The organism is Metabacillus indicus LMG 22858 (assembly GCF_000708755.2).
In the GTDB taxonomy this organism is placed as follows: domain Bacteria; phylum Bacillota; class Bacilli; order Bacillales; family Bacillaceae; genus Bacillus_P; species Bacillus_P indicus.
The window spans coordinates 178,733-195,807 of sequence record NZ_JGVU02000002.1; the positions used below are offsets into that span (position 1 = coordinate 178,733).

Genomic DNA, 17,075 nt, shown 5'->3' on the forward strand with positions numbered 1-17,075 from the left:
TAGCCGGCTCTCCTGTTCTGCTTCACAATTTCGACAAAACTTCTTCATATTTTGTTCACAAAACAAGAACCGATTATGGTTTAATATCAAGAAGGAAGCGATTTTGAAAATATTGCTTAATTTAGTATGATATAGCAAGCTGCACAGCCGGCAGCAGAGCAAAAAGGGGGACTGTCATACGTGCCAGATTCAAGGACCTCGAAAGAAACGGGATTCGGTGAGGTAGTTTATGAAACAACCGTATTAAAAGACTTTTTGAGCCTTATCAAAATGGGAATCGTTAATTCCAATTTGATTACCGCTTTTACAGGCATCTGGCTTGCGCTGTATTTTAACGGGCAAAGTTTTCTTGGGAATATTGACACAGTTCTGTATGCGCTCTCAGGATCAGCTCTTGTGATTGCAGGATCTTGTGCCATTAACAACTTTTATGACCGTGACATAGACCATATTATGGAGCGGACAAAGACGAGGCCGACTGTCACAGGCAGAATGAATCCAATTCAGGCGCTGTGGATTGGTGTTTTATTGCTTGCATTCGGATTTATCATGCTTTCCATGACAACGGCAGCAGCAACGCTTATCGGGTTGATCGGCGTAATTACATACGTCTTTTTATATACAATGTGGACAAAACGCCACTATACGCTTAATACAGTTGTCGGCAGCATCTCCGGTGCCGTTCCTCCTCTCATAGGATGGGCAGCTGTTGATGCAGACCTCAGTGTGACGGCATGGGTATTGTTCATGATCATGTTTATCTGGCAGCCGCCCCATTTCCTCGCTCTCGCAATGAAGCGGGTTGAGGAATACCGGGCAGCCGGGATACCAATGCTGCCTGTCATACACGGATTTGCTGTTACAAAAAGGCAAATGATGGTCTGGGTAATCTGTCTGTTGCCTTTGCCGTTTTACTTGTTTCAGCTCGGGGCTGCATTCATCATTCTGGCAACTGTCCTGAACATCGGCTGGCTAGTGATTGCCCTGTCCGGCATAGGGGCTAAGGATGACCTGAAATGGGCAAAGTGGATGTTTATTTATTCGCTGAACTACTTAACGATCCTTTTTGTGGCGATGGTACTTTTCACGATCAACTAGGTTAGAAATTCTTTCTTTTAGGAATTTACATAGAAGGAATTGACGATTCCTGTTTAGCATGCGGGGATTAATTTACTGAAAGAGGGGTTTGATTTAGCTATGGAAAAGAGGCTGACAAAATTTCGTCTCGTTGCCGTATTTGCAATGCTGACACTTGTCCTAGCCGGCTGTGGTGAACCATATCTTTCCGCTCTTCAACCAGCTGGTGAAGTAGCGGATATGCAGTACTCGCTTATGATTTTGAGTACACTCATCATGGTCATTGTAATCGCAGTCGTAACTGTGATCTTCATTTATGTGGTTGTGAAGTTCAGACAGCGCAAAGGTGAGGAAAATAAAATTCCTGAGCAAGTAGAGGGAAGTCATAAACTGGAAATCATTTGGACTGTTATTCCTATTCTTTTATTGCTTGTGCTGGCGGTTCCTGTAGTTTCTGCAACATTTGAGCTTGCAGACGTTAAGGCGATGGACAAAAAAGACCGCAAGCCTGAAGATGCAGTCGTTGTAAACGTCAGAGCAAACCTTTACTGGTGGGAATTCGAGTATCCTGACTACGGGATCATCACGAGCCAGGATTTAGTTGTGCCGACAGATGAAAGGGTTTACTTTAATCTGATTGCTTCCGATGTTAAGCATTCATTCTGGGTGCCTTCTGCAGGCGGAAAAATGGATACAAACACGGAGAATGTGAATAAATTCTGGCTTAATTTTGACGGTAACCGTGCTGAGCAGGCCGGAGAATATTTCTACGGTAAATGTGCTGAGCTTTGCGGACCTTCACACGCTTTGATGGATTTTAAAGTTGAAACAAAATCCAAGGAAGAGTTTGTTCAGTGGGCTGAAGAAATGAAAAATGCCAAAGCTGTTGCATCTTCTGACCTTGCTAAAGAGGGAGAGAAGCTGTTCCAGGAAAAAAGCTGTATCGGCTGTCATGCTGTCACTCCGGTGGATGAGCGTCCTGAACAGGCAAGAACTGCTCCAAACCTTGCAAGCTTCGGCGAGCGTTCACGAGTTGCAGGAATTCTTCCTCATAATGAAGAGAACATCAGAAACTGGCTGAAAGATCCTGAACAGTACAAACCGGGCAATAAAATGACAAAAACATATCCGGAACTGAATGATCAGGAACTTGATGCTCTTACAGAATACTTAAGCGGCTTGAAGGTAGAAGCCAAATAAGATTGTCTTAGCAGAATAAAAGGGAGGTAACACTGTGAGTACGTTAACTCAGAAAAAAGGGTTCGGCGCAGTTCTCTGGGACTACCTGACAACGGTAGACCATAAGAAAATCGCCATCCTTTACCTGGTTTCCGGCGGCTTCTTCTTCCTCGTGGGAGGTCTGGAAGCGATGCTGATCCGTATTCAGCTCGCTGTACCGGATAATGATTTCATCTCAGCCGGACTATATAATGAAGTATTGACTATGCATGGCACGACCATGATATTCCTGGCAGCGATGCCGCTGATTTTTGGATTTATGAACGCGGTTGTACCGATTCAGATCGGAGCGCGCGACGTTGCATTTCCTTTCTTGAACTCACTTGGGTTCTGGCTTTTCTTCTTTGGAGGATTGTTCCTGAACATGGGTTGGTTTTTAGGGGGAGCACCTGATGCAGGCTGGACGAACTATGCGTCGCTTGCCCTCAATTCACCGGGACACGGAATTGATTTTTATCTTCTGGGTCTTCAGATATCAGGTTTCGGAACTCTTATTGCAGGGATTAACTTCCTGGCAACAATCATTAACATGCGTGCGCCTGGTATGACTTATATGCGCATGCCGCTCTTTACCTGGACAACATTTGTTGCATCTGCACTTATCTTATTTGCTTTCCCGCCGCTTACTGTGGGTCTTGCAATTATGATGTTTGACCGTGTATTCGGAACTGGGTTTTTCGTTCCTGAGCTTGGCGGAAATACGATTATCTGGGAGCATTTATTCTGGATCTTCGGACATCCTGAGGTTTACATCCTGATTCTTCCTGCATTCGGAATTTTCTCTGATGTCCTTCCTCATTTTTCTAAAAAGCGTCTTTTCGGATACTCTTCCATGGTATTCGCAACTGTGCTTATCGGCTTTTTAGGATTCATGGTATGGGCGCATCATATGTTTACAACTGGTCTTGGACCGATTGCAAATGCCATTTTCGCCGTTGCCACAATGGCAATTGCTGTTCCTACGGGCATTAAGATCTTTAACTGGATGTTTACTATGTGGGGCGGAAGCATCCGCTTTACGGTTCCGATGATCTGGTCTGTAGCTTTCATTCCGACATTTGTAATGGGCGGAGTAACAGGAATCATGCTTGCCGCTGCTCCAACAGATTATCAGTATCATGACACGTATTTCGTTGTAGCCCACTTCCACTACGTTATTGTAGGCGGAGTTGTCATGGGATTATTTGCAGGCCTTCACTACTGGTGGCCGAAAATGTTTGGAAAAATGCTCGGCGAAAAGCTTGGCGTCGTTACATTTGTCCTGTTCTTTACAGGATTCCATTTAACTTTCTTTATTCAGCATTTCCTTGGACTGATGGGGATGCCGCGCCGTATTTTCACATTCCTGCCTGGCCAGGGACTTGAAATGGGTAACTTAATCAGTACAGTCGGTGCATTCCTGATGGCAGCCGGAACAATCGTATTGCTCTGGAACATCATTATTTCATCGATTAAAGGTGAAAAAGCTGCAGGAGATGCATGGGGAGACGGGCGCAACCTTGAGTGGGCCGTTTCATCACCGGCACCTGAATACAACTTTAAACAAACTCCGCTTGTACGCGGACTTGATGCACTTTGGGTAGAAAGAATGGAAGGCAATAAAGGAATGACTCCAGCAGAACCGCTTGGCGATATTCACATGCCTAATGGATCGATTCTTCCTTTGATCATGTCTTTCGGACTGTTCGTTGCTGCATTCGGACTGCTTTATCATTCAGAACACGCATGGGGCATCCCGGTTGTTATCATCGGATTTGGCATTACTCTAGGCTGTATGTTCCTGCGTTCCATCATTGATGATCACGGTTATCACATCCACAAAGAAGATTTGATGAATGATGATAACGATAAGGGGGTAAAGGCATAATGCATGTTGAGGAAAAATTGACAGCTGAAACGTTCCCTGCCTCACCTGAAAAGGCGACCCTTGAAGGCAAAAATAAATTTTTGGGCTTCTGGCTCTTCCTTGGCGGAGAGACAGTCCTGTTCGCATCGTTGTTTGCGACGTTCCTGGCTCTCAGGGATTCTGACAACGGAGGGGCAACTACCCAGGAAATGTTTGAGCTTCCGCTCGTATTTGCTGCAACGATGCTTCTTTTGACAAGTTCACTCACTAGTGTATATGCAATGTATCACATGAAGAACTTTCAATTTAAGAAAATGCAGCTTTGGATGGGAATCACGGTTCTATTAGGAGCTGCCTTCCTAGCACTTGAGATTTATGAATTTAATCATTATATTCATGAATACAAATTCACGATTACAAGCAGTGCACTCGGGTCTGCCTTTTACACGCTTGTCGGAACACATGGTGCCCACGTGGCATTCGGTCTCCTTTGGATTACAACATTGATGGTCCGCAATGCAAAAAGAGGACTGAACTTATACAACGCACCTAAATACTACGTTGCAAGTCTTTACTGGCATTTCATTGACGTTGTATGGGTATTCATCTTCACAGTTGTATACTTAATGGGAATGGTGGGATAAACTGATGGCAAATCAAAACTCAGGAAACCCAAAAGTAGATCTTGCTTATCGCCGCAAGAAAAACAAAGAAGATATGAAGTATCAGGTTGTAACCTTTGCACTGATGATCTTCCTGACTGTCGTTGCATTTGTTGCAATCGGATATGACGGCATAGCAGAATGGTTTAAGATTCCATTTATTCTTCTTCTTGCTGTCGTACAGGTTATTTTCCAGCTTTACTACTTTATGCACATGAGCCACAAAGGACATGAGGTGCCTGCGCTTTTCCTTTATTCAGGAATCGGCGTTGCCTTTTTGACAGTCCTTGCTTTTGTAACAATCATTTGGTGGTAAGTTCTGATCCGGCTGATTTTTCAGCCGGATTCTTTTTATGTTTTCTTTCAGTCAATCCTGCGGGACGCCTGTCTTTGTCATAGAACGTTCATTGATAGCGCTTCATCTAAGGTGTATAATAAGACAAGGAGTATTAGCAGAAATAGGAGTTGAACTCATTGTTAAATTTAGAAATGTTTGGCTTTAGAGCAATGTGGAGCCCGATTTTTTTTCTGTTTACAGCAGGCATTCTTGTGCTCTATTTCCTTGCAGCAGGGCCTCTGAGAAGCAGATTTAAAGAAAGCGCTCCTGTCACGATCAAACAGAAAGCTCTGTTCACGTCGTCCATTCTGCTTCTTTATGCGGTAAAAGGCAGTCCTCTGGATTTAATGGGGCATTTAATGTTCAGTGCACATATGACACAAATGGCCCTCTTATATTTGCTCGTTCCGCCGCTTATGATTTACGGTGTGCCCGTATGGATGTGGAGAGCCATCATTTACAGACCGGGAATTAAACAGACGGTTTCCTTCCTGTCCCGTCCGCTGATTGCCCTTTTTGTATTTAATGGCGTATTTTCGCTCTATCATATTCCTCTTGTTTTTGATGCGGTGAAAACAGACCATATTCTTCATGCGGCTGTTACCATCTTTATTTTTATTGCCGCAATGCTTATGTGGTGGCCTCTATTAAATGAGCTTCCCGAATGGAGAGAGCTTGGCGGAATTAAGAAGATCGGCTACATATTTGCAAATGGAATGCTGCTTACACCGGCCTGTGCGCTGATTATCTTTGCAGAGACATCTTTGTATTCCACCTACTCGAATCCAAGCGCCTGGGCCAGCGCTCTTGAGCTGTGCGTTCCTGCAAGCATGCTGGCAGGTCTTGATCTGACCGGCCCGGAAATGTTTAACACCCTTCCTTTAGTCGAAGACCAGCAGCTTGGCGGCATCATGATGAAGATTATTCAGGAATTTGTCTATGGAGGACTGCTCGGAATTATTTTCTTTAAATGGGCCCGTAAAGAAAGAGAGAAAGACGAACTTGAAGAACGCAGCCGTCTTGCTCCACAGCCGGTAAAATAAGATACGCTCCGGTTTTTCTGCTTATCAATCTATGATTACTATATTAGGAGCTGCCAATATGAACGTACCTCTTTTACCTACAATCAGTACAGCCTTTATCGTTCTCAGCGCTGCAGCCGTTGCCGTTGGATGGTATCTTATCAAACAGCGGAGAATAGAGGCGCATCAGAAGGCGATGATGACGGCCGCTGTATTTGCAGTAATCTTTTTTATTGTCTATGCATCGCGGACGATCTTTGTCGGGAACACTGCTTTTGGCGGACCGGATTCGATTAAAATCTACTATACTGTATTTTTGATTTTCCATATCACTCTTGCAACTGTAGGGGCAGTGCTTGGAATCATCATGCTGGTCTCAGGTTTTAAAAACAGGCTCGCAAGGCACAGAAAGCTTGGACCCGGAACAAGCATCATCTGGTTTTTTACTGCAATCACAGGAGTTGCTGTTTATTTTCTCCTTTATATTCAATACAAAGGCGGAGAAACGACATCTGTGTTTAAAGCGATATTGGGATTTTAATTGTTGAAGCAATAGAATGAAAGATTTCTATTGCTTCTTTTTTTATGCTCTAATCTTGAAAAAACGCTCTGCAGGAAGTATAGGACGCTCATTATGGCCATAAAATGAAAGTATGAGGGAGTTCTTGAAAGGGAGTGTCGGGAAGATGATCGAAATTATAACAGACCGGCTTTTAATTATTCCTTGTTCACTGGATATTGCAAAGTCGCTGATTTTTCACAGAAAGGAACTGGAAACCCGGTCCCCGATTGGAATACCCTGTGCCTGGCCTTCTTCTGCTGTAAGAGGGATGCTCCCGCTGTTTATTGAAAAGCTCGAGAAAAACGATCAGGAGCACGGATTGGGTCTTTGGCTGATCATTTTATACAATGAAAAAAGAATTATCGGAGATTTGTTTCTTCAGGGAATACCTGATGACAGCGGGACAGTCGAGCTGAGCTACAACATTCATGAAGCGGCTGATGAAGAAAGTCTGACCTATGAAGCGATTGATGCTGTCATGGAATGGCTGACAAGTGAACGAAAAGTAGCCAGTATTCAGATGGAGTGTCTGGATGAGAACAGCAAATCCATCAAACTGTTTGAAAAGCTCGGTATGATCTGCACGAAAAAAGAAGATGTTTTCTTATCCTGGGAGTTGAAAAAGAAAGCGTAGAAGAGGGGTGTGCAGCATAGGCGAAGCCAAAAAAAGAATGGAAGCAGATCTGCCATTTTTTCAAGCTGCACCCGGGGAGGATTTATTTGTCCGCCTTAGAGAGCTGACTTATTCGGGTCATAAGCTTAAAGCCGTTCAAGTAAGTGCATCCCCTTTCATTAATTGGAGGTCCAGCAAGTTGGACAGGCAAATGAGCGGTCTCCTTGAAGAATGGAGAAGTCAGGGATGTCACTTGGTTTTTTTTGATCACATGCCTCTCTCATTCAAAAGGAAGTATGGAGTTGAAACGTTAATAAGGGCAAGGGAATGGAGAATGGCTCCCGAATGCCTTTATTTACGGTCATTTAACAGTTCCTGTGAAGTATTTGAAGCCAATGGAATCAGCGGTAAATACTTGTCAAAACAGATCGTGAAGAAATTATCGGGGCATCGAACCTGCCTGATTTCTTCTTCTGACGACCTCACGGAACTCAAGAGTGCGGCTCAATACTCCCTTTTTGCAGCGAATAACGACAAAGGTGAAGCCATTGGCTATATGAAATGTTTCATGGCCGATCAAAAGCTTCATATAAAAGAATGGGCCGCAATCAGCCCGAAAGCCAAACCGGCCCTTTGGAACAAAATCAGGACGCTTCCAGCGAATGAATTAATCTTGACACTGCAAGAGAGTGATTCATTTCCATATCAGTTGAAAAATCCATTTTTATCAAGCCGTCAGCTTCCAGTCTTTATTGGAAAAATCATTAATTTGCCTGATTTTATGGCTGTGTTTCCTTTTAACAACGCAGAGAGTCCCCTGTACTTGCAAGTAACGGATTCATCCTTGCCTGCAAACAGCGGCATATATTGCATCGAGGACGGGAAGGGAAGAGCTGTTCAATCAGCCGGCTGCAGAAGTGTGGTGTCTGTTGAGAGCAGTATTCTCGCTGCGCTCCTTTTTAAAAGCCTGAATCCGGGCATGCTTTATGGGGCCGGGTATATAAACGGCTCTACGCACGATGTGAGACTTCTTGAAAAGGCATTGCCGGGAGAAAAACCGTATTGTTTTTTATAAAATAAGAGCCGGACAATTTCAGTCCGGCTCTTGCAATTTAAATTTTAAATGTAAAGCGGATAATCCCTGCTTCTCTTGCAGAGTTGTAGATAATTAAAATCATCGGGCCGATGAAAAATCCAAGGACGCCGAACAGTTTCAGTCCAAGATACATGGAGATCAGTGTTGCAAGCGGGGAAAGACCAATGTGGCTTCCCATGACTTTCGGTTCAACTGTCCTTCTGATGATTAAAAGGACCGCAGTCAGGATGCCGAGTTTTGCTGCAAGAATAGTATCTCCGGAGATAAGGTGATACAGCGTCCATGGACCCATAATGATGATGGAGCCGATAATCGGTATCACATCAATCACCCAAATGATGATGGCCATGACAAGAGCGACCTCGGGCATAATCAACATCAGACCGATAAAGGAAGCGATAAAAATAATGATGCTTACAAGAAACTGAGCTTTGACAAAGCCGAAAATAACATAGGACATGCGGTTAATCATAAAGTTTACTTTTTGCGCAGTGTTTTCCTTCATATGTGCATACATGCGCATCTTCAGATTGGGCAGCTCCAGCATGAAAAGAAACAGTGCGATTAAAAATACGAGCATGTTGACCATATAATCGGGAATGTTCGTTATGATCGTTTTCACATTTTCGATGTTAACGGAGCTTGCAAGATCTGCTTTTGTCTTCTCAAGAAATTCTTTTACCTGATTGCTGATTTCATTTACAAATTCGGGAGGAAGATCTTTTGCCGAGTGTGTAAATCTTTCTTCAATTTCATTCCAGGCAACCGTAATTTCATTTATGTACTCAGGCGCATTTTCAATCGTAATGATTGCTTCACCGACAACCTTCGTCGTAATGAAATAGCCGCTTACAGCAATGAGACATAAAAACAGCAAAAAGGTGATAAGGACACTCAGTTTCCGCTGAAGTTTTGCACGGTTCTGCAAAAGCCTGACAAGCGGCTCCAGCAAAAGTGCAGTCAGAAAAGCCATAATGAGAGGAACTGAGATCGGCAGAAGAAAATAGATGATCAGCCCGATCAGGACTATGAATAATGCAGTGAGGAGGCGCCGCTTAGTAAATATAGTAGACAATCTTTTGCTCCTTTCAATCTTTCTCTCTAAATTATAGTACGAAAGTACGGAATTAAGGAACGGAATTTTGGCAATTCTTCAAAAAAGTTTTTAAAAAAAGAAAATAAAAAACAAAAGCTGCGAGAGCTTTTGCTTTTTTGCATCTGCTTCTGCACTGGACAGAAACAGATCTTATACGATGCGTCCGATTTCTTCTTTCAGCTGTTTCAGAAGATTTTTGCTTGTGTTTAAAACAGCATTTGGAAAATCCTCGCCTTCTCCGTATTCCACACCATGAGGATAATAGTGCTTTCCAAGAAGGGGAGTCATGAGTTTTATCACTGCATGTCTCGATCCGATATCACCTTCAGCGGCATAGCCTGGAATGCGCAGGTAGAACGTTTCCCCTTTGTTTTCAAACTTGCGGTCATATGTAACGCGCTCATAATCCCATTGCCCTGCACGGACAATTCCAAGATCATCCATGATTTCATCCAGTCTGTTCAGTTCAACCGTAAGCCCGTCAAGTCCCGTGTTTTCCATTTTCATTATGTATTCCCTCCTAAAAACCTTGTCGCGGCATTTTCATTAGTAAAGCGCTTTAATGAACTCCCCTTCAATCATAGTACGAATGCATCGAACTTTCAATCTTTACCTTTTATTTTACATCTTTATCTTGTTTTTGGACAAACTGGGTGTATCGGAACTTTTTCGTTCACATATCGTTTGTCAGGGAGGATAAAAGATGCAAAAAGTGAGAGATATTATGTCTGAAGATATTCAAGTATGTACGCCGCTTGATAATGTTTATGAGGCTGCTGTTAAGATGAGGGACTGGGATGTAGGCTCGATTCCTGTAGTCGAAGGCGATAAGCTGATTGGAATGATTACAGACCGTGATTTGGTTATCCGTGGAATAGCTGAAAAACATCCGGGGTCTAACAAGGTGACAAATGTAATGAGTGATCACCTTTGTACTATCGGCCCGGATGCAACAGTGGAAGAAGCTGCAGGGCTCATGGCCGAGCATCAGATCAGACGGCTTCCTGTAGTGGAAAATGGCCGAATGCTCGGGATGGTTTCACTGGGAGACCTGTCACTAAATCATCTGTCAGACCAAAGAGCGGGAACAGCGCTCTCAGACATTTCCGAACACGGCAGCCATTTGCACTGAAGAATAAAGGAGCATGCAGCTGCATGCTCCTTTTTAAACGATTTAGCCCTCCTGAACCTTACAATTTGAAAAAAAACCTGTTTTTTGATTAAATGACCTATAAAAGGATATACTATCTGCCAATCTTGTGAAATACTGTTTACTAGTATATAGATTTTGCTGTTTCATATAATGGCAGAAACGAAAGACCTGGAGGGATGAAAGCTGGGCGGTATATTTAAGACGTTTTTTCTTTTGCTGATTATTGCAGGTTCTTATTTTTTATATATTCAGTATGGAAATCATGAGCAGCCGATCAGACAGCAGGATGAGAGCGAACAGCTCGCCGGGCAGTCTGAAGAGCAGCTGAACGTGCCGGAAGAAGGGGTATTATCCTTCATTGGAAAATCATCAGATGATATCGTGAATACACTGGGGGAACCAGTCAGAATTGATCCGTCTTCCTACGATTATGAATGGTGGATTTATAATCAGAATGACAGGCAATATCTGCAGGTTGGAGTAAAGGACAATAAGGTTGTCACCGTTTATGCAATTGGACCTGATGTCAACGTGAATCCGTATAAGCTCGGACAGCCTGCCGGAGATGTTTTTAAAACAAATTCCATATCCTCAAGCATTTCCATTGATCTGAATGGGAGCTCCTACCGATTTGAAATGTCCGAGGAAGACATGAACACGAGGCCTATTGTGCAGATCGGCGATATTTTCGTTCAGCTTTATCTGGATAAATTTGATGGAGAGCTGTCGAGCATCAGGGCCCTGGATAAAGAGACCCTCATAAAGCAGAGGCCATACGAAGTGGTTTACAGAGGTGAACTTCTTGAACCCGCCGAACTGACAGATGAACAGTGGAAGGCGGTTGAAGAAGGCGCAGAAAAGCAGATTCTGGATTTGACAAACGTGATCCGCGACAGGCACGGCGTACCGCCTGTAGAATGGGATCAAATGACTTCAGAGGTTGCTTTCGGGCACAGCAATGATATGCTCGTCAACAATTACTTCTCTCATGAGTCACCAACTGAAGGAACTCTTGGCGACAGACTGAAAGAAGGCGGAGTCACTTATCAGCTTGCGGGTGAAAATATTGCTGCCCAGTACATTGACGGCATTGCTGCTGTTGAAGGCTGGCTTAACAGCAAAGGCCACAGAGAAGCCCTGCTGAACCCTGAATTTACAAAGCTTGGTGTCGGTGTTAACGAGCTTTACTATACACAGAACTTCATCAGGCCTTTTGAATAAAGACAGAAAGACATCCGGGCTGGATGTCTTTTCTTATGCTTTGCGGTATGCTCTTCGTTCGGCATAGGCTTTACAAAGCCTGCACACATGGATTTTCTTCTGTTTTTCCCCAAGATAAACCTCTGAATACTTCACTTTCTTTTTACAGAAATAACAGGTCTTTTTAAAAAATGGAAACATTGGATCCCCGCCTTATTGAGCTGGTCTGTCGATGATAAAAAAGCTTGCTGTACAATGGGCCATTAATTTTCCGTCATCCCGGACGACTCTGCCTTCTGTCACAAGCGTTTTGCTGCCCTTATGGATAAGAGATGCGGTGCAAGTGAGTTCTGAGCCTATGCCAGGAGCCACATAGTTGATCTTCATTTCAGACGTTACAGCTGCAAGATGGCCTGGCAGGACGTGATGGACGAGAGAGCCCATTGCAGAGTCAAGCAGAGTAGCAGTGATGCCTCCGTGCACAATATCCAGTGAATTTTGAATTAAAGGGGTGTTCGGTATTTTTAAAATAAATTCATTTTCCCTGTATTCCCCGCTTGGCGCAAGGAATGCTCCTATGTATGTACCGTTTTCTTTTTGCGCTTTCTTTTGCAGTCCCAAAAGAAACAGCTCGGCTGCTTGAAGATCTTCCTCCTTTATTTCAGCCAAAAGCTTCGCAATTTCTGCCTTTTCCATGTCTCACTCATCCTTTCTGTGCTGCTTTTATCTTATCAGCTGCTGCAAACTGAGCGCAATCAGGATTTTCCAGTGAAGGATGTAAATGACACTTCCTTTGAAAAATTGGGCGAACCGATTGACCGTTCAAAAATAAAATAAAGCAGGCGAATGTAAGCAGAGGTGATCATAATGACTGAGAAAAAAGAACATCCATCTATTGCACAATTTAAAGAATTTGTAAAAAAACATCCAAAATTGATTTCAGAGGTAAGAAAAGGCGATAAAAAATGGCAGGAATTATTTGAAGACTGGTATCTGCTCGGAGAAAATGATGCTTCCTGGCAAAAATACAGGGAAGACGCGGCCGAGGCTGAAAGTGCAGAGGATAAAAAATCCGATTTTATGTCCAGAATGATGACGGCTGTTAAAAACATGGACGCAAATCAGATGAATCAGCATCTGTACAACATGAACAACACAATTTCTTCCATTCAAAATCTGTTTTCAACATTCGGGCTGACAAAAGGTGCTTCTTCAGGCCAGTCAAAAACGCAAAGTAATCCATTTTCTTTCAGAAAAGATTAAGCAGGAGCGGGTGAGATGAGAAAAGAAATTCAGGACATGATTGCAGCAGACAACGAATTAAAAAAGTTCATGCGCGAGCAGCCGCAGTGGTACAGAAAGCTGTCGAGAAACCCGGGCGACACCGAATCAATGAAGCTTGCGATGATGAATTATTATCAAAAAACCATTCCTCACAAGGTAGCCCAATTTTCAAACTCCGTCAACATGGCTTCCATGATGCTCGGCATGCTACAGTCCATGAGGCAGCAGGATTAATAGAAGAGGGGTCAGGTAAAGACTTTCTCTTCAATTTTCTTTTATCCGGACATATTTGGCTTCTTTCTGGTGAAACTACCGTGAAAAGGAGGCGTTGTTTACTGTGAAACATTTTATTTTGCTGTTGGCTCTGGCTGCGGCTCTATCTGCATGTTCGAATGAAAAGCCCCGGCCTGAGGGGGAGGAAACGGTCCCTATGGAAGTCAGCATGCTTGGAGATGAGGCGGTTGAAACAGCCGTTCAGCCGAGGCAGCTCAATGTCACTCATCATGTTAAAGGAAGCAATGTATACATAGAATGCTACATCCCGAATTTTTCCTTTTCGGATGAGCGCGGGGAAAAGGTTAACGGAGAAGGCTATCTGAATCTGTATATTGACGGAAAAAAAACAGATGAAATTCATACAGCTGCATTTATCATAAAAGGACTGGACAAAGGAACCCATACGATTTTTATAGAAGTGCTCCACAACGACTCTTCCCGCTATCATCTGAAAAAGACGTGGAACGTCACAATCTGATGCAGGACGAGCCGCTCCATTTACCATTGAGGCGCAAACATGGTAGAATGTAGTTTGAGGTGATGTTTCTATGCTAGCTACAATGGAAAGTGTTCAATTGCTCGATGAAGCTGAGCTTCTTGGCGCATTAGTGGTACAATCAGAAATTGCGGAAGATTACCGCCGCACTTTAGATACATTAAGAAAAGACAAATCTGCACAGAAAGTGATTGCGCGTTTTGTTGAGATAAAGAATTTATATGAGGATGTTCAGCGTTTTGGTAAATACCATCCCCAATATAAAGAAATAACAAAAGCGATGAGAGATGCTAAACGGGAGCTCGACCTCCATGATGCAGTGTCTGCGTTTAAAAAAGCGGAGAAAGAGCTGCAGAATCTCCTTGATGAGATCAGCGTCGAACTTGGCACAGCCGTGTCGCAGAATATCAAAGTGCCGACCGGCAATCCGTTCTTTGATTCCGGGTCAAGCTGCGGGGGCGGATGCGGCTCCGGCGGGTCGTGCGGCTGTAAAGCATCATAAAAGCGAGGCTCAGCCTCGTTTTTTATGTCTGTTTTTTAAACGGATGCAGTCATCGCATAAATTACCGCAGCAAAACATCTTTTCCTGGGGCACATAAAAACGGTGGCGGAATACATAAAGATTTTTATCCTCTCTGACAAAAACGGTTTCAGCCGTCAGCCTTTTGCCGCGCATGGCGGTCCGTGCCGACTTCTCAATCAGTAAGGCAAGCTCATTTGCTGATGCATTTCCTTTGTGCGCAATATAAAGAAACGGGATGCCTGCTGTTTTTTTAACCGTGCACGCAAGGCGTTTGTCCTCATTCATAAGCCGCAGGAACAGCTGAAACGTCTGCTCAAGATCCAACTTGGCCAGCTCCTTTCAAAAAAGCTGCGTATTGTAAAAAAATTAGAAAATTGTTACACTTCAAGTGGAGAATATAAAAAGGGAGAATATGAACGATGTTTGATAAACGTCAAGGCATTATTATATGGATGCATTCGTTAAAGCAGATTAAAATGCTCCGCAAATTCGGCAACATCCACTACGTATCAAAAAAATTAAAGTATGTCGTCTTATATTGTGACATGGAGCAGGTTGAACATACAATCGAAAAGGTTTCTTCCTTTTCATTCGTCAAGCATGCTGAACCGTCATATAAGCCCTTTCTTAAACTGGAGTTTGAATCGAAGATTGATAAAGCGAAAGAATATGACTATAAACTTGGCTTGTAAGAAAAAGCGCAGTCCTCGCGGCTGCGCTTTTTTTGATCTGTTAAGTCCGGCGTTTATTGCCAGGCAGGCAGATATCTGTTCATTCTGAGAATGCCTGTTAAATACTGATAATATAACTCTTTCTCAGCAAACTCTCCAGAGGATTTCACATTTAGTGCAATCATCGGTTTTTCAAGAGACTCCGAGAGCTCCTGGAATAGTTGGCGGCGCTTCGTTTCACCCGCCGGAATACCTTCAAGGCATAGATAGATGGCTTGAAATTGTCCCGGGTCAGTCGGCTGCATAACTACCGCAAAGGAAGACATGCTTCTTCCATCTGTATCTGTCTCCAAGATTAAAAATCTTGAGACACGGTGCGCATTAGCTTTAGATGTTTCAATCAGTTCATATAGGTCGGAATATCCTGCTCCAAGTTCGATAAAGCGCTGAATCATGCGTATTTGTCCCCCTGTTTGTTCGTTCTTCACATAATGTATCACTTTTTTGGAAAGTACGGTAGGTGATGATTTTATTTTCTTTCAGAAAAAATGTTAGAAGATGTATAGGGTCCGGATGATTAGTGGATAATGTTAGTAACAACATCGATCGAGATGTTGTTGCCAACCGCGGAGAAGACTTACGTTTCCCCATAAGTTCTTCCTCCGGTTTCTCCTCTCCCTTTGCCTTCTGCCCAAAAAAAGCGTGCTTTTTTTGGTTCAGAAGGACCCCGCAGGATGCCTGCGGGGTTTTTTTTAATGCATTTGCCCATTCTCTATGGTACGATAAAACAGGCTGTTTTCATGCAGTAAAGACATAAAATGACAGTGGTGAAAAAGATGAGAGTAGTTTCTGGGAGCTGCAAGGGCCGCCCGCTTAAGGCTGTACCGGGTACGTCAACGCGCCCTACAACTGATAAAGTGAAAGAATCCATTTTTAATATCATCGGGCCTTATTTTGAAGGAGGTCTTGCTGTTGACCTGTTTGGAGGAAGCGGAGGTCTTGGGATCGAAGCGCTCAGCAGGGGAATGGATACGTGCATATTTGTAGACAGAGAAGCAAAAGCAATCGCAACGATACATAAAAATTTAGAAGCCTGCCGCTTTCAGGGTCAGGCCGAGGTTTACCGGAATGATGCAGAGAGAGCACTGAAAGCGATGGCAAAGAGAGAGCTGTCCTGTGAGCTCATGTTTTTGGATCCGCCGTATAAGAAACAAAAATTGAAAGCGCTTATCGAATTAATAGACGAGCTTAAACTTTTGAAGACAGGCGGCATCATTGTGGCTGAGCATGATCATGATGTTGAATTGCCGGAAACAATCGGAGCTTTTGTGATGACGAGGAAAGAAACATACGGCATCAGCGGGGTATCCATTTTTGCACACACAGATAAAGGGACGGGGGAGTAAGATGGCAAGCATTGCAGTTTGTCCGGGAAGCTTTGATCCTGTGACTTACGGACACTTGGATATTATTAAACGGGGAGCAAAAGTTTTTGATCATGTTTATGTGTGCGTCCTGAATAATTCTTCTAAAAATCCGCTCTTTAATGTGGATGAGCGCATCGAGCTGCTGCAGGAAGTGACAAAGGATATGCCGAATGTCACGGTGGAGTCGTTTAAAGGCCTTCTAATTGAATATGCAAACAGCAAAAAAGCAAGCACGATCTTAAGAGGGCTCCGTGCAGTGTCGGATTTTGAATATGAGATGCAGATCACATCCATGAACAGAGTGCTTGATGAGAATGTTGAGACCCTGTTTATGATGACGAACAATCAGTATTCGTTCCTCAGCTCAAGCATTGTAAAAGAAGTGGCCAAGTACAGGGGAGATATTTCAGAGCTTGTTCCAAAACCTGTTGAACACGCCCTTAAACAAAAATTCAACAAATAAAATCAAGAGGTCTCATGAATTGAGGCCTCTTT

General features: G+C 43.5%; 23 protein-coding genes. 18 read left to right on the forward strand and 5 right to left on the reverse strand.

What is annotated here, in order from left to right; translation table 11 throughout:
- The first annotated feature begins 180 nt into the window (after window positions 1-180).
- From cyoE to AZ46_RS04130, 9 genes are all read left to right on the forward strand, one after another.
- Entirely contained in the window at window positions 181-1,098 is a 918-nt protein-coding gene (gene cyoE / locus AZ46_RS04090; protein WP_029285094.1) for a heme o synthase, read from the forward strand.
- A 99-nt stretch (window positions 1,099-1,197) separates the two neighbouring features.
- Window positions 1,198-2,277, forward strand: a complete 1,080-nt coding sequence (coxB, locus tag AZ46_RS04095; protein ID WP_029285093.1) for a cytochrome c oxidase subunit II — start codon at window positions 1,198-1,200, stop codon at window positions 2,275-2,277.
- 34 nt (window positions 2,278-2,311) lie between these two features.
- On the forward strand, window positions 2,312-4,183 hold the full coding sequence (gene ctaD / locus AZ46_RS04100; protein ID WP_029285092.1) for a cytochrome c oxidase subunit I: 1,872 nt from the start codon (window positions 2,312-2,314) through the stop codon (window positions 4,181-4,183).
- Window positions 4,183-4,806 carry a cytochrome c oxidase subunit III gene (gene ctaE / locus AZ46_RS04105; RefSeq protein WP_029285090.1) on the forward strand — a complete coding sequence of 208 codons (624 nt, stop codon included), beginning with the start codon at window positions 4,183-4,185 and terminating at the stop codon, window positions 4,804-4,806. The genes ctaD and ctaE overlap by 1 nt, the downstream gene beginning before the upstream one ends.
- 4 nt (window positions 4,807-4,810) lie before the next feature.
- The gene (gene ctaF, locus AZ46_RS04110; RefSeq protein WP_029285089.1) at window positions 4,811-5,140 is read left to right on the forward strand and encodes a cytochrome c oxidase subunit IVB; all 330 of its coding nucleotides are present in this window, start codon (window positions 4,811-4,813) and stop codon (window positions 5,138-5,140) included.
- 173 nt (window positions 5,141-5,313) lie between these two features.
- Complete coding sequence (gene ctaG / locus AZ46_RS04115) at window positions 5,314-6,204, forward strand: cytochrome c oxidase assembly factor CtaG (RefSeq protein ID WP_029285087.1); 891 nt, start codon at window positions 5,314-5,316, stop codon at window positions 6,202-6,204.
- A gap of 58 nt (window positions 6,205-6,262) precedes the next feature.
- Window positions 6,263-6,724 carry a DUF420 domain-containing protein gene (locus AZ46_RS04120; RefSeq protein WP_029285085.1) on the forward strand — a complete coding sequence of 154 codons (462 nt, stop codon included), beginning with the start codon at window positions 6,263-6,265 and terminating at the stop codon, window positions 6,722-6,724.
- A 145-nt stretch (window positions 6,725-6,869) separates the two neighbouring features.
- Window positions 6,870-7,379: a GNAT family N-acetyltransferase gene (locus tag AZ46_RS04125; RefSeq protein ID WP_029565559.1), complete on the forward strand. Its 510-nt coding sequence runs from the start codon at window positions 6,870-6,872 to the stop codon at window positions 7,377-7,379.
- Between the two features lie 178 nt (window positions 7,380-7,557).
- Entirely contained in the window at window positions 7,558-8,433 is an 876-nt protein-coding gene (locus tag AZ46_RS04130) for a sterol carrier protein domain-containing protein (RefSeq protein ID WP_161781195.1), read from the forward strand.
- A 37-nt stretch (window positions 8,434-8,470) separates the two neighbouring features.
- Here AZ46_RS04130 and ytvI read toward each other — a convergent pair whose 3' ends face one another.
- Complete coding sequence (gene ytvI, locus AZ46_RS04135) at window positions 8,471-9,529, reverse strand: sporulation integral membrane protein YtvI (protein ID WP_029285079.1); 1,059 nt, start codon at window positions 9,527-9,529, stop codon at window positions 8,471-8,473.
- A gap of 171 nt (window positions 9,530-9,700) precedes the next feature.
- A complete protein-coding gene (locus AZ46_RS04140) occupies window positions 9,701-10,057 on the reverse strand; it encodes a YugN family protein (RefSeq protein WP_029285077.1) in 357 nt (118 codons plus the stop codon).
- A gap of 196 nt (window positions 10,058-10,253) precedes the next feature.
- Between AZ46_RS04140 and AZ46_RS04145 the strand changes: the two genes are divergently transcribed.
- Together AZ46_RS04145 and AZ46_RS04150 are read left to right on the forward strand one after the other, a co-directional pair.
- A complete protein-coding gene (locus tag AZ46_RS04145) occupies window positions 10,254-10,682 on the forward strand; it encodes a CBS domain-containing protein (RefSeq protein WP_029285075.1) in 429 nt (142 codons plus the stop codon).
- Between the two features lie 204 nt (window positions 10,683-10,886).
- Window positions 10,887-11,924 carry a CAP domain-containing protein gene (locus AZ46_RS04150; protein ID WP_029285074.1) on the forward strand — a complete coding sequence of 346 codons (1,038 nt, stop codon included), beginning with the start codon at window positions 10,887-10,889 and terminating at the stop codon, window positions 11,922-11,924.
- A 192-nt stretch (window positions 11,925-12,116) separates the two neighbouring features.
- Here the strand turns inward: AZ46_RS04150 and AZ46_RS04155 are convergent, their stop codons facing one another.
- The gene (locus tag AZ46_RS04155) at window positions 12,117-12,599 is read right to left on the reverse strand and encodes a PaaI family thioesterase (protein ID WP_029285072.1); all 483 of its coding nucleotides are present in this window, start codon (window positions 12,597-12,599) and stop codon (window positions 12,117-12,119) included.
- A gap of 171 nt (window positions 12,600-12,770) precedes the next feature.
- Here AZ46_RS04155 and ylbD point away from each other — a divergent pair, with 171 nt between their 5' ends.
- From ylbD to AZ46_RS04175, 4 genes are all read left to right on the forward strand, one after another.
- Complete coding sequence (ylbD, locus tag AZ46_RS04160; RefSeq protein ID WP_029285070.1) at window positions 12,771-13,166, forward strand: YlbD family protein; 396 nt, start codon at window positions 12,771-12,773, stop codon at window positions 13,164-13,166.
- A 15-nt stretch (window positions 13,167-13,181) separates the two neighbouring features.
- Window positions 13,182-13,421 (forward strand): YlbE-like family protein, encoded by a 240-nt coding sequence (locus tag AZ46_RS04165; RefSeq protein ID WP_029285068.1) that lies wholly within the window; start codon window positions 13,182-13,184, stop codon window positions 13,419-13,421.
- A 103-nt stretch (window positions 13,422-13,524) separates the two neighbouring features.
- Window positions 13,525-13,941, forward strand: a complete 417-nt coding sequence (locus tag AZ46_RS04170) for a hypothetical protein (RefSeq protein WP_051827080.1) — start codon at window positions 13,525-13,527, stop codon at window positions 13,939-13,941.
- A gap of 70 nt (window positions 13,942-14,011) precedes the next feature.
- A complete protein-coding gene (locus AZ46_RS04175) occupies window positions 14,012-14,461 on the forward strand; it encodes a YlbF/YmcA family competence regulator (protein WP_029285065.1) in 450 nt (149 codons plus the stop codon).
- 9 nt (window positions 14,462-14,470) lie between these two features.
- Here the strand turns inward: AZ46_RS04175 and AZ46_RS22060 are convergent, their stop codons facing one another.
- Complete coding sequence (locus tag AZ46_RS22060) at window positions 14,471-14,806, reverse strand: hypothetical protein (protein ID WP_035206503.1); 336 nt, start codon at window positions 14,804-14,806, stop codon at window positions 14,471-14,473.
- A gap of 95 nt (window positions 14,807-14,901) precedes the next feature.
- Here AZ46_RS22060 and AZ46_RS04185 point away from each other — a divergent pair, with 95 nt between their 5' ends.
- A complete protein-coding gene (locus AZ46_RS04185; RefSeq protein ID WP_029285061.1) occupies window positions 14,902-15,174 on the forward strand; it encodes a YlbG family protein in 273 nt (90 codons plus the stop codon).
- Between the two features lie 53 nt (window positions 15,175-15,227).
- On the opposite strand, the gene AZ46_RS04190 is transcribed toward AZ46_RS04185, so the two are convergent.
- On the reverse strand, window positions 15,228-15,608 hold the full coding sequence (locus tag AZ46_RS04190; RefSeq protein ID WP_029285059.1) for a DUF7147 family protein: 381 nt from the start codon (window positions 15,606-15,608) through the stop codon (window positions 15,228-15,230).
- Between the two features lie 381 nt (window positions 15,609-15,989).
- Between AZ46_RS04190 and rsmD the strand changes: the two genes are divergently transcribed.
- Window positions 15,990-16,559: a 16S rRNA (guanine(966)-N(2))-methyltransferase RsmD gene (gene rsmD, locus AZ46_RS04195; RefSeq protein ID WP_029285058.1), complete on the forward strand. Its 570-nt coding sequence runs from the start codon at window positions 15,990-15,992 to the stop codon at window positions 16,557-16,559.
- A 1-nt stretch (window position 16,560) separates the two neighbouring features.
- Complete coding sequence (coaD, locus tag AZ46_RS04200; protein WP_029285056.1) at window positions 16,561-17,043, forward strand: pantetheine-phosphate adenylyltransferase; 483 nt, start codon at window positions 16,561-16,563, stop codon at window positions 17,041-17,043.
- Window positions 17,044-17,075 lie beyond the last annotated feature (32 nt).

Coding starts and splice junctions, on each gene's coding strand:
- AZ46_RS04155 (WP_029285072.1), bottom strand. CDS start 12,599: ATGGAAAAGGCAGAAATTGCGAAGCTTTTGGCTGAAATAAAGGAGGAA.
- coxB (WP_029285093.1), top strand. CDS start 1,198: ATGGAAAAGAGGCTGACAAAATTTCGTCTCGTTGCCGTATTTGCAATG.
- AZ46_RS04185 (WP_029285061.1), top strand. CDS start 14,902: ATGTTTGATAAACGTCAAGGCATTATTATATGGATGCATTCGTTAAAG.
- coaD (WP_029285056.1), top strand. CDS start 16,561: ATGGCAAGCATTGCAGTTTGTCCGGGAAGCTTTGATCCTGTGACTTAC.
- AZ46_RS04145 (WP_029285075.1), top strand. CDS start 10,254: ATGCAAAAAGTGAGAGATATTATGTCTGAAGATATTCAAGTATGTACG.
- ctaE (WP_029285090.1), top strand. CDS start 4,183: ATGCATGTTGAGGAAAAATTGACAGCTGAAACGTTCCCTGCCTCACCT.
- AZ46_RS04125 (WP_029565559.1), top strand. CDS start 6,870: ATGATCGAAATTATAACAGACCGGCTTTTAATTATTCCTTGTTCACTG.
- AZ46_RS04120 (WP_029285085.1), top strand. CDS start 6,263: ATGAACGTACCTCTTTTACCTACAATCAGTACAGCCTTTATCGTTCTC.
- AZ46_RS04190 (WP_029285059.1), bottom strand. CDS start 15,608: ATGATTCAGCGCTTTATCGAACTTGGAGCAGGATATTCCGACCTATAT.
- rsmD (WP_029285058.1), top strand. CDS start 15,990: ATGAGAGTAGTTTCTGGGAGCTGCAAGGGCCGCCCGCTTAAGGCTGTA.
- ylbD (WP_029285070.1), top strand. CDS start 12,771: ATGACTGAGAAAAAAGAACATCCATCTATTGCACAATTTAAAGAATTT.
- AZ46_RS04140 (WP_029285077.1), bottom strand. CDS start 10,057: ATGAAAATGGAAAACACGGGACTTGACGGGCTTACGGTTGAACTGAAC.
- ctaG (WP_029285087.1), top strand. CDS start 5,314: ATGTTTGGCTTTAGAGCAATGTGGAGCCCGATTTTTTTTCTGTTTACA.
- AZ46_RS04165 (WP_029285068.1), top strand. CDS start 13,182: ATGAGAAAAGAAATTCAGGACATGATTGCAGCAGACAACGAATTAAAA.
- AZ46_RS04175 (WP_029285065.1), top strand. CDS start 14,012: ATGCTAGCTACAATGGAAAGTGTTCAATTGCTCGATGAAGCTGAGCTT.
- ctaF (WP_029285089.1), top strand. CDS start 4,811: ATGGCAAATCAAAACTCAGGAAACCCAAAAGTAGATCTTGCTTATCGC.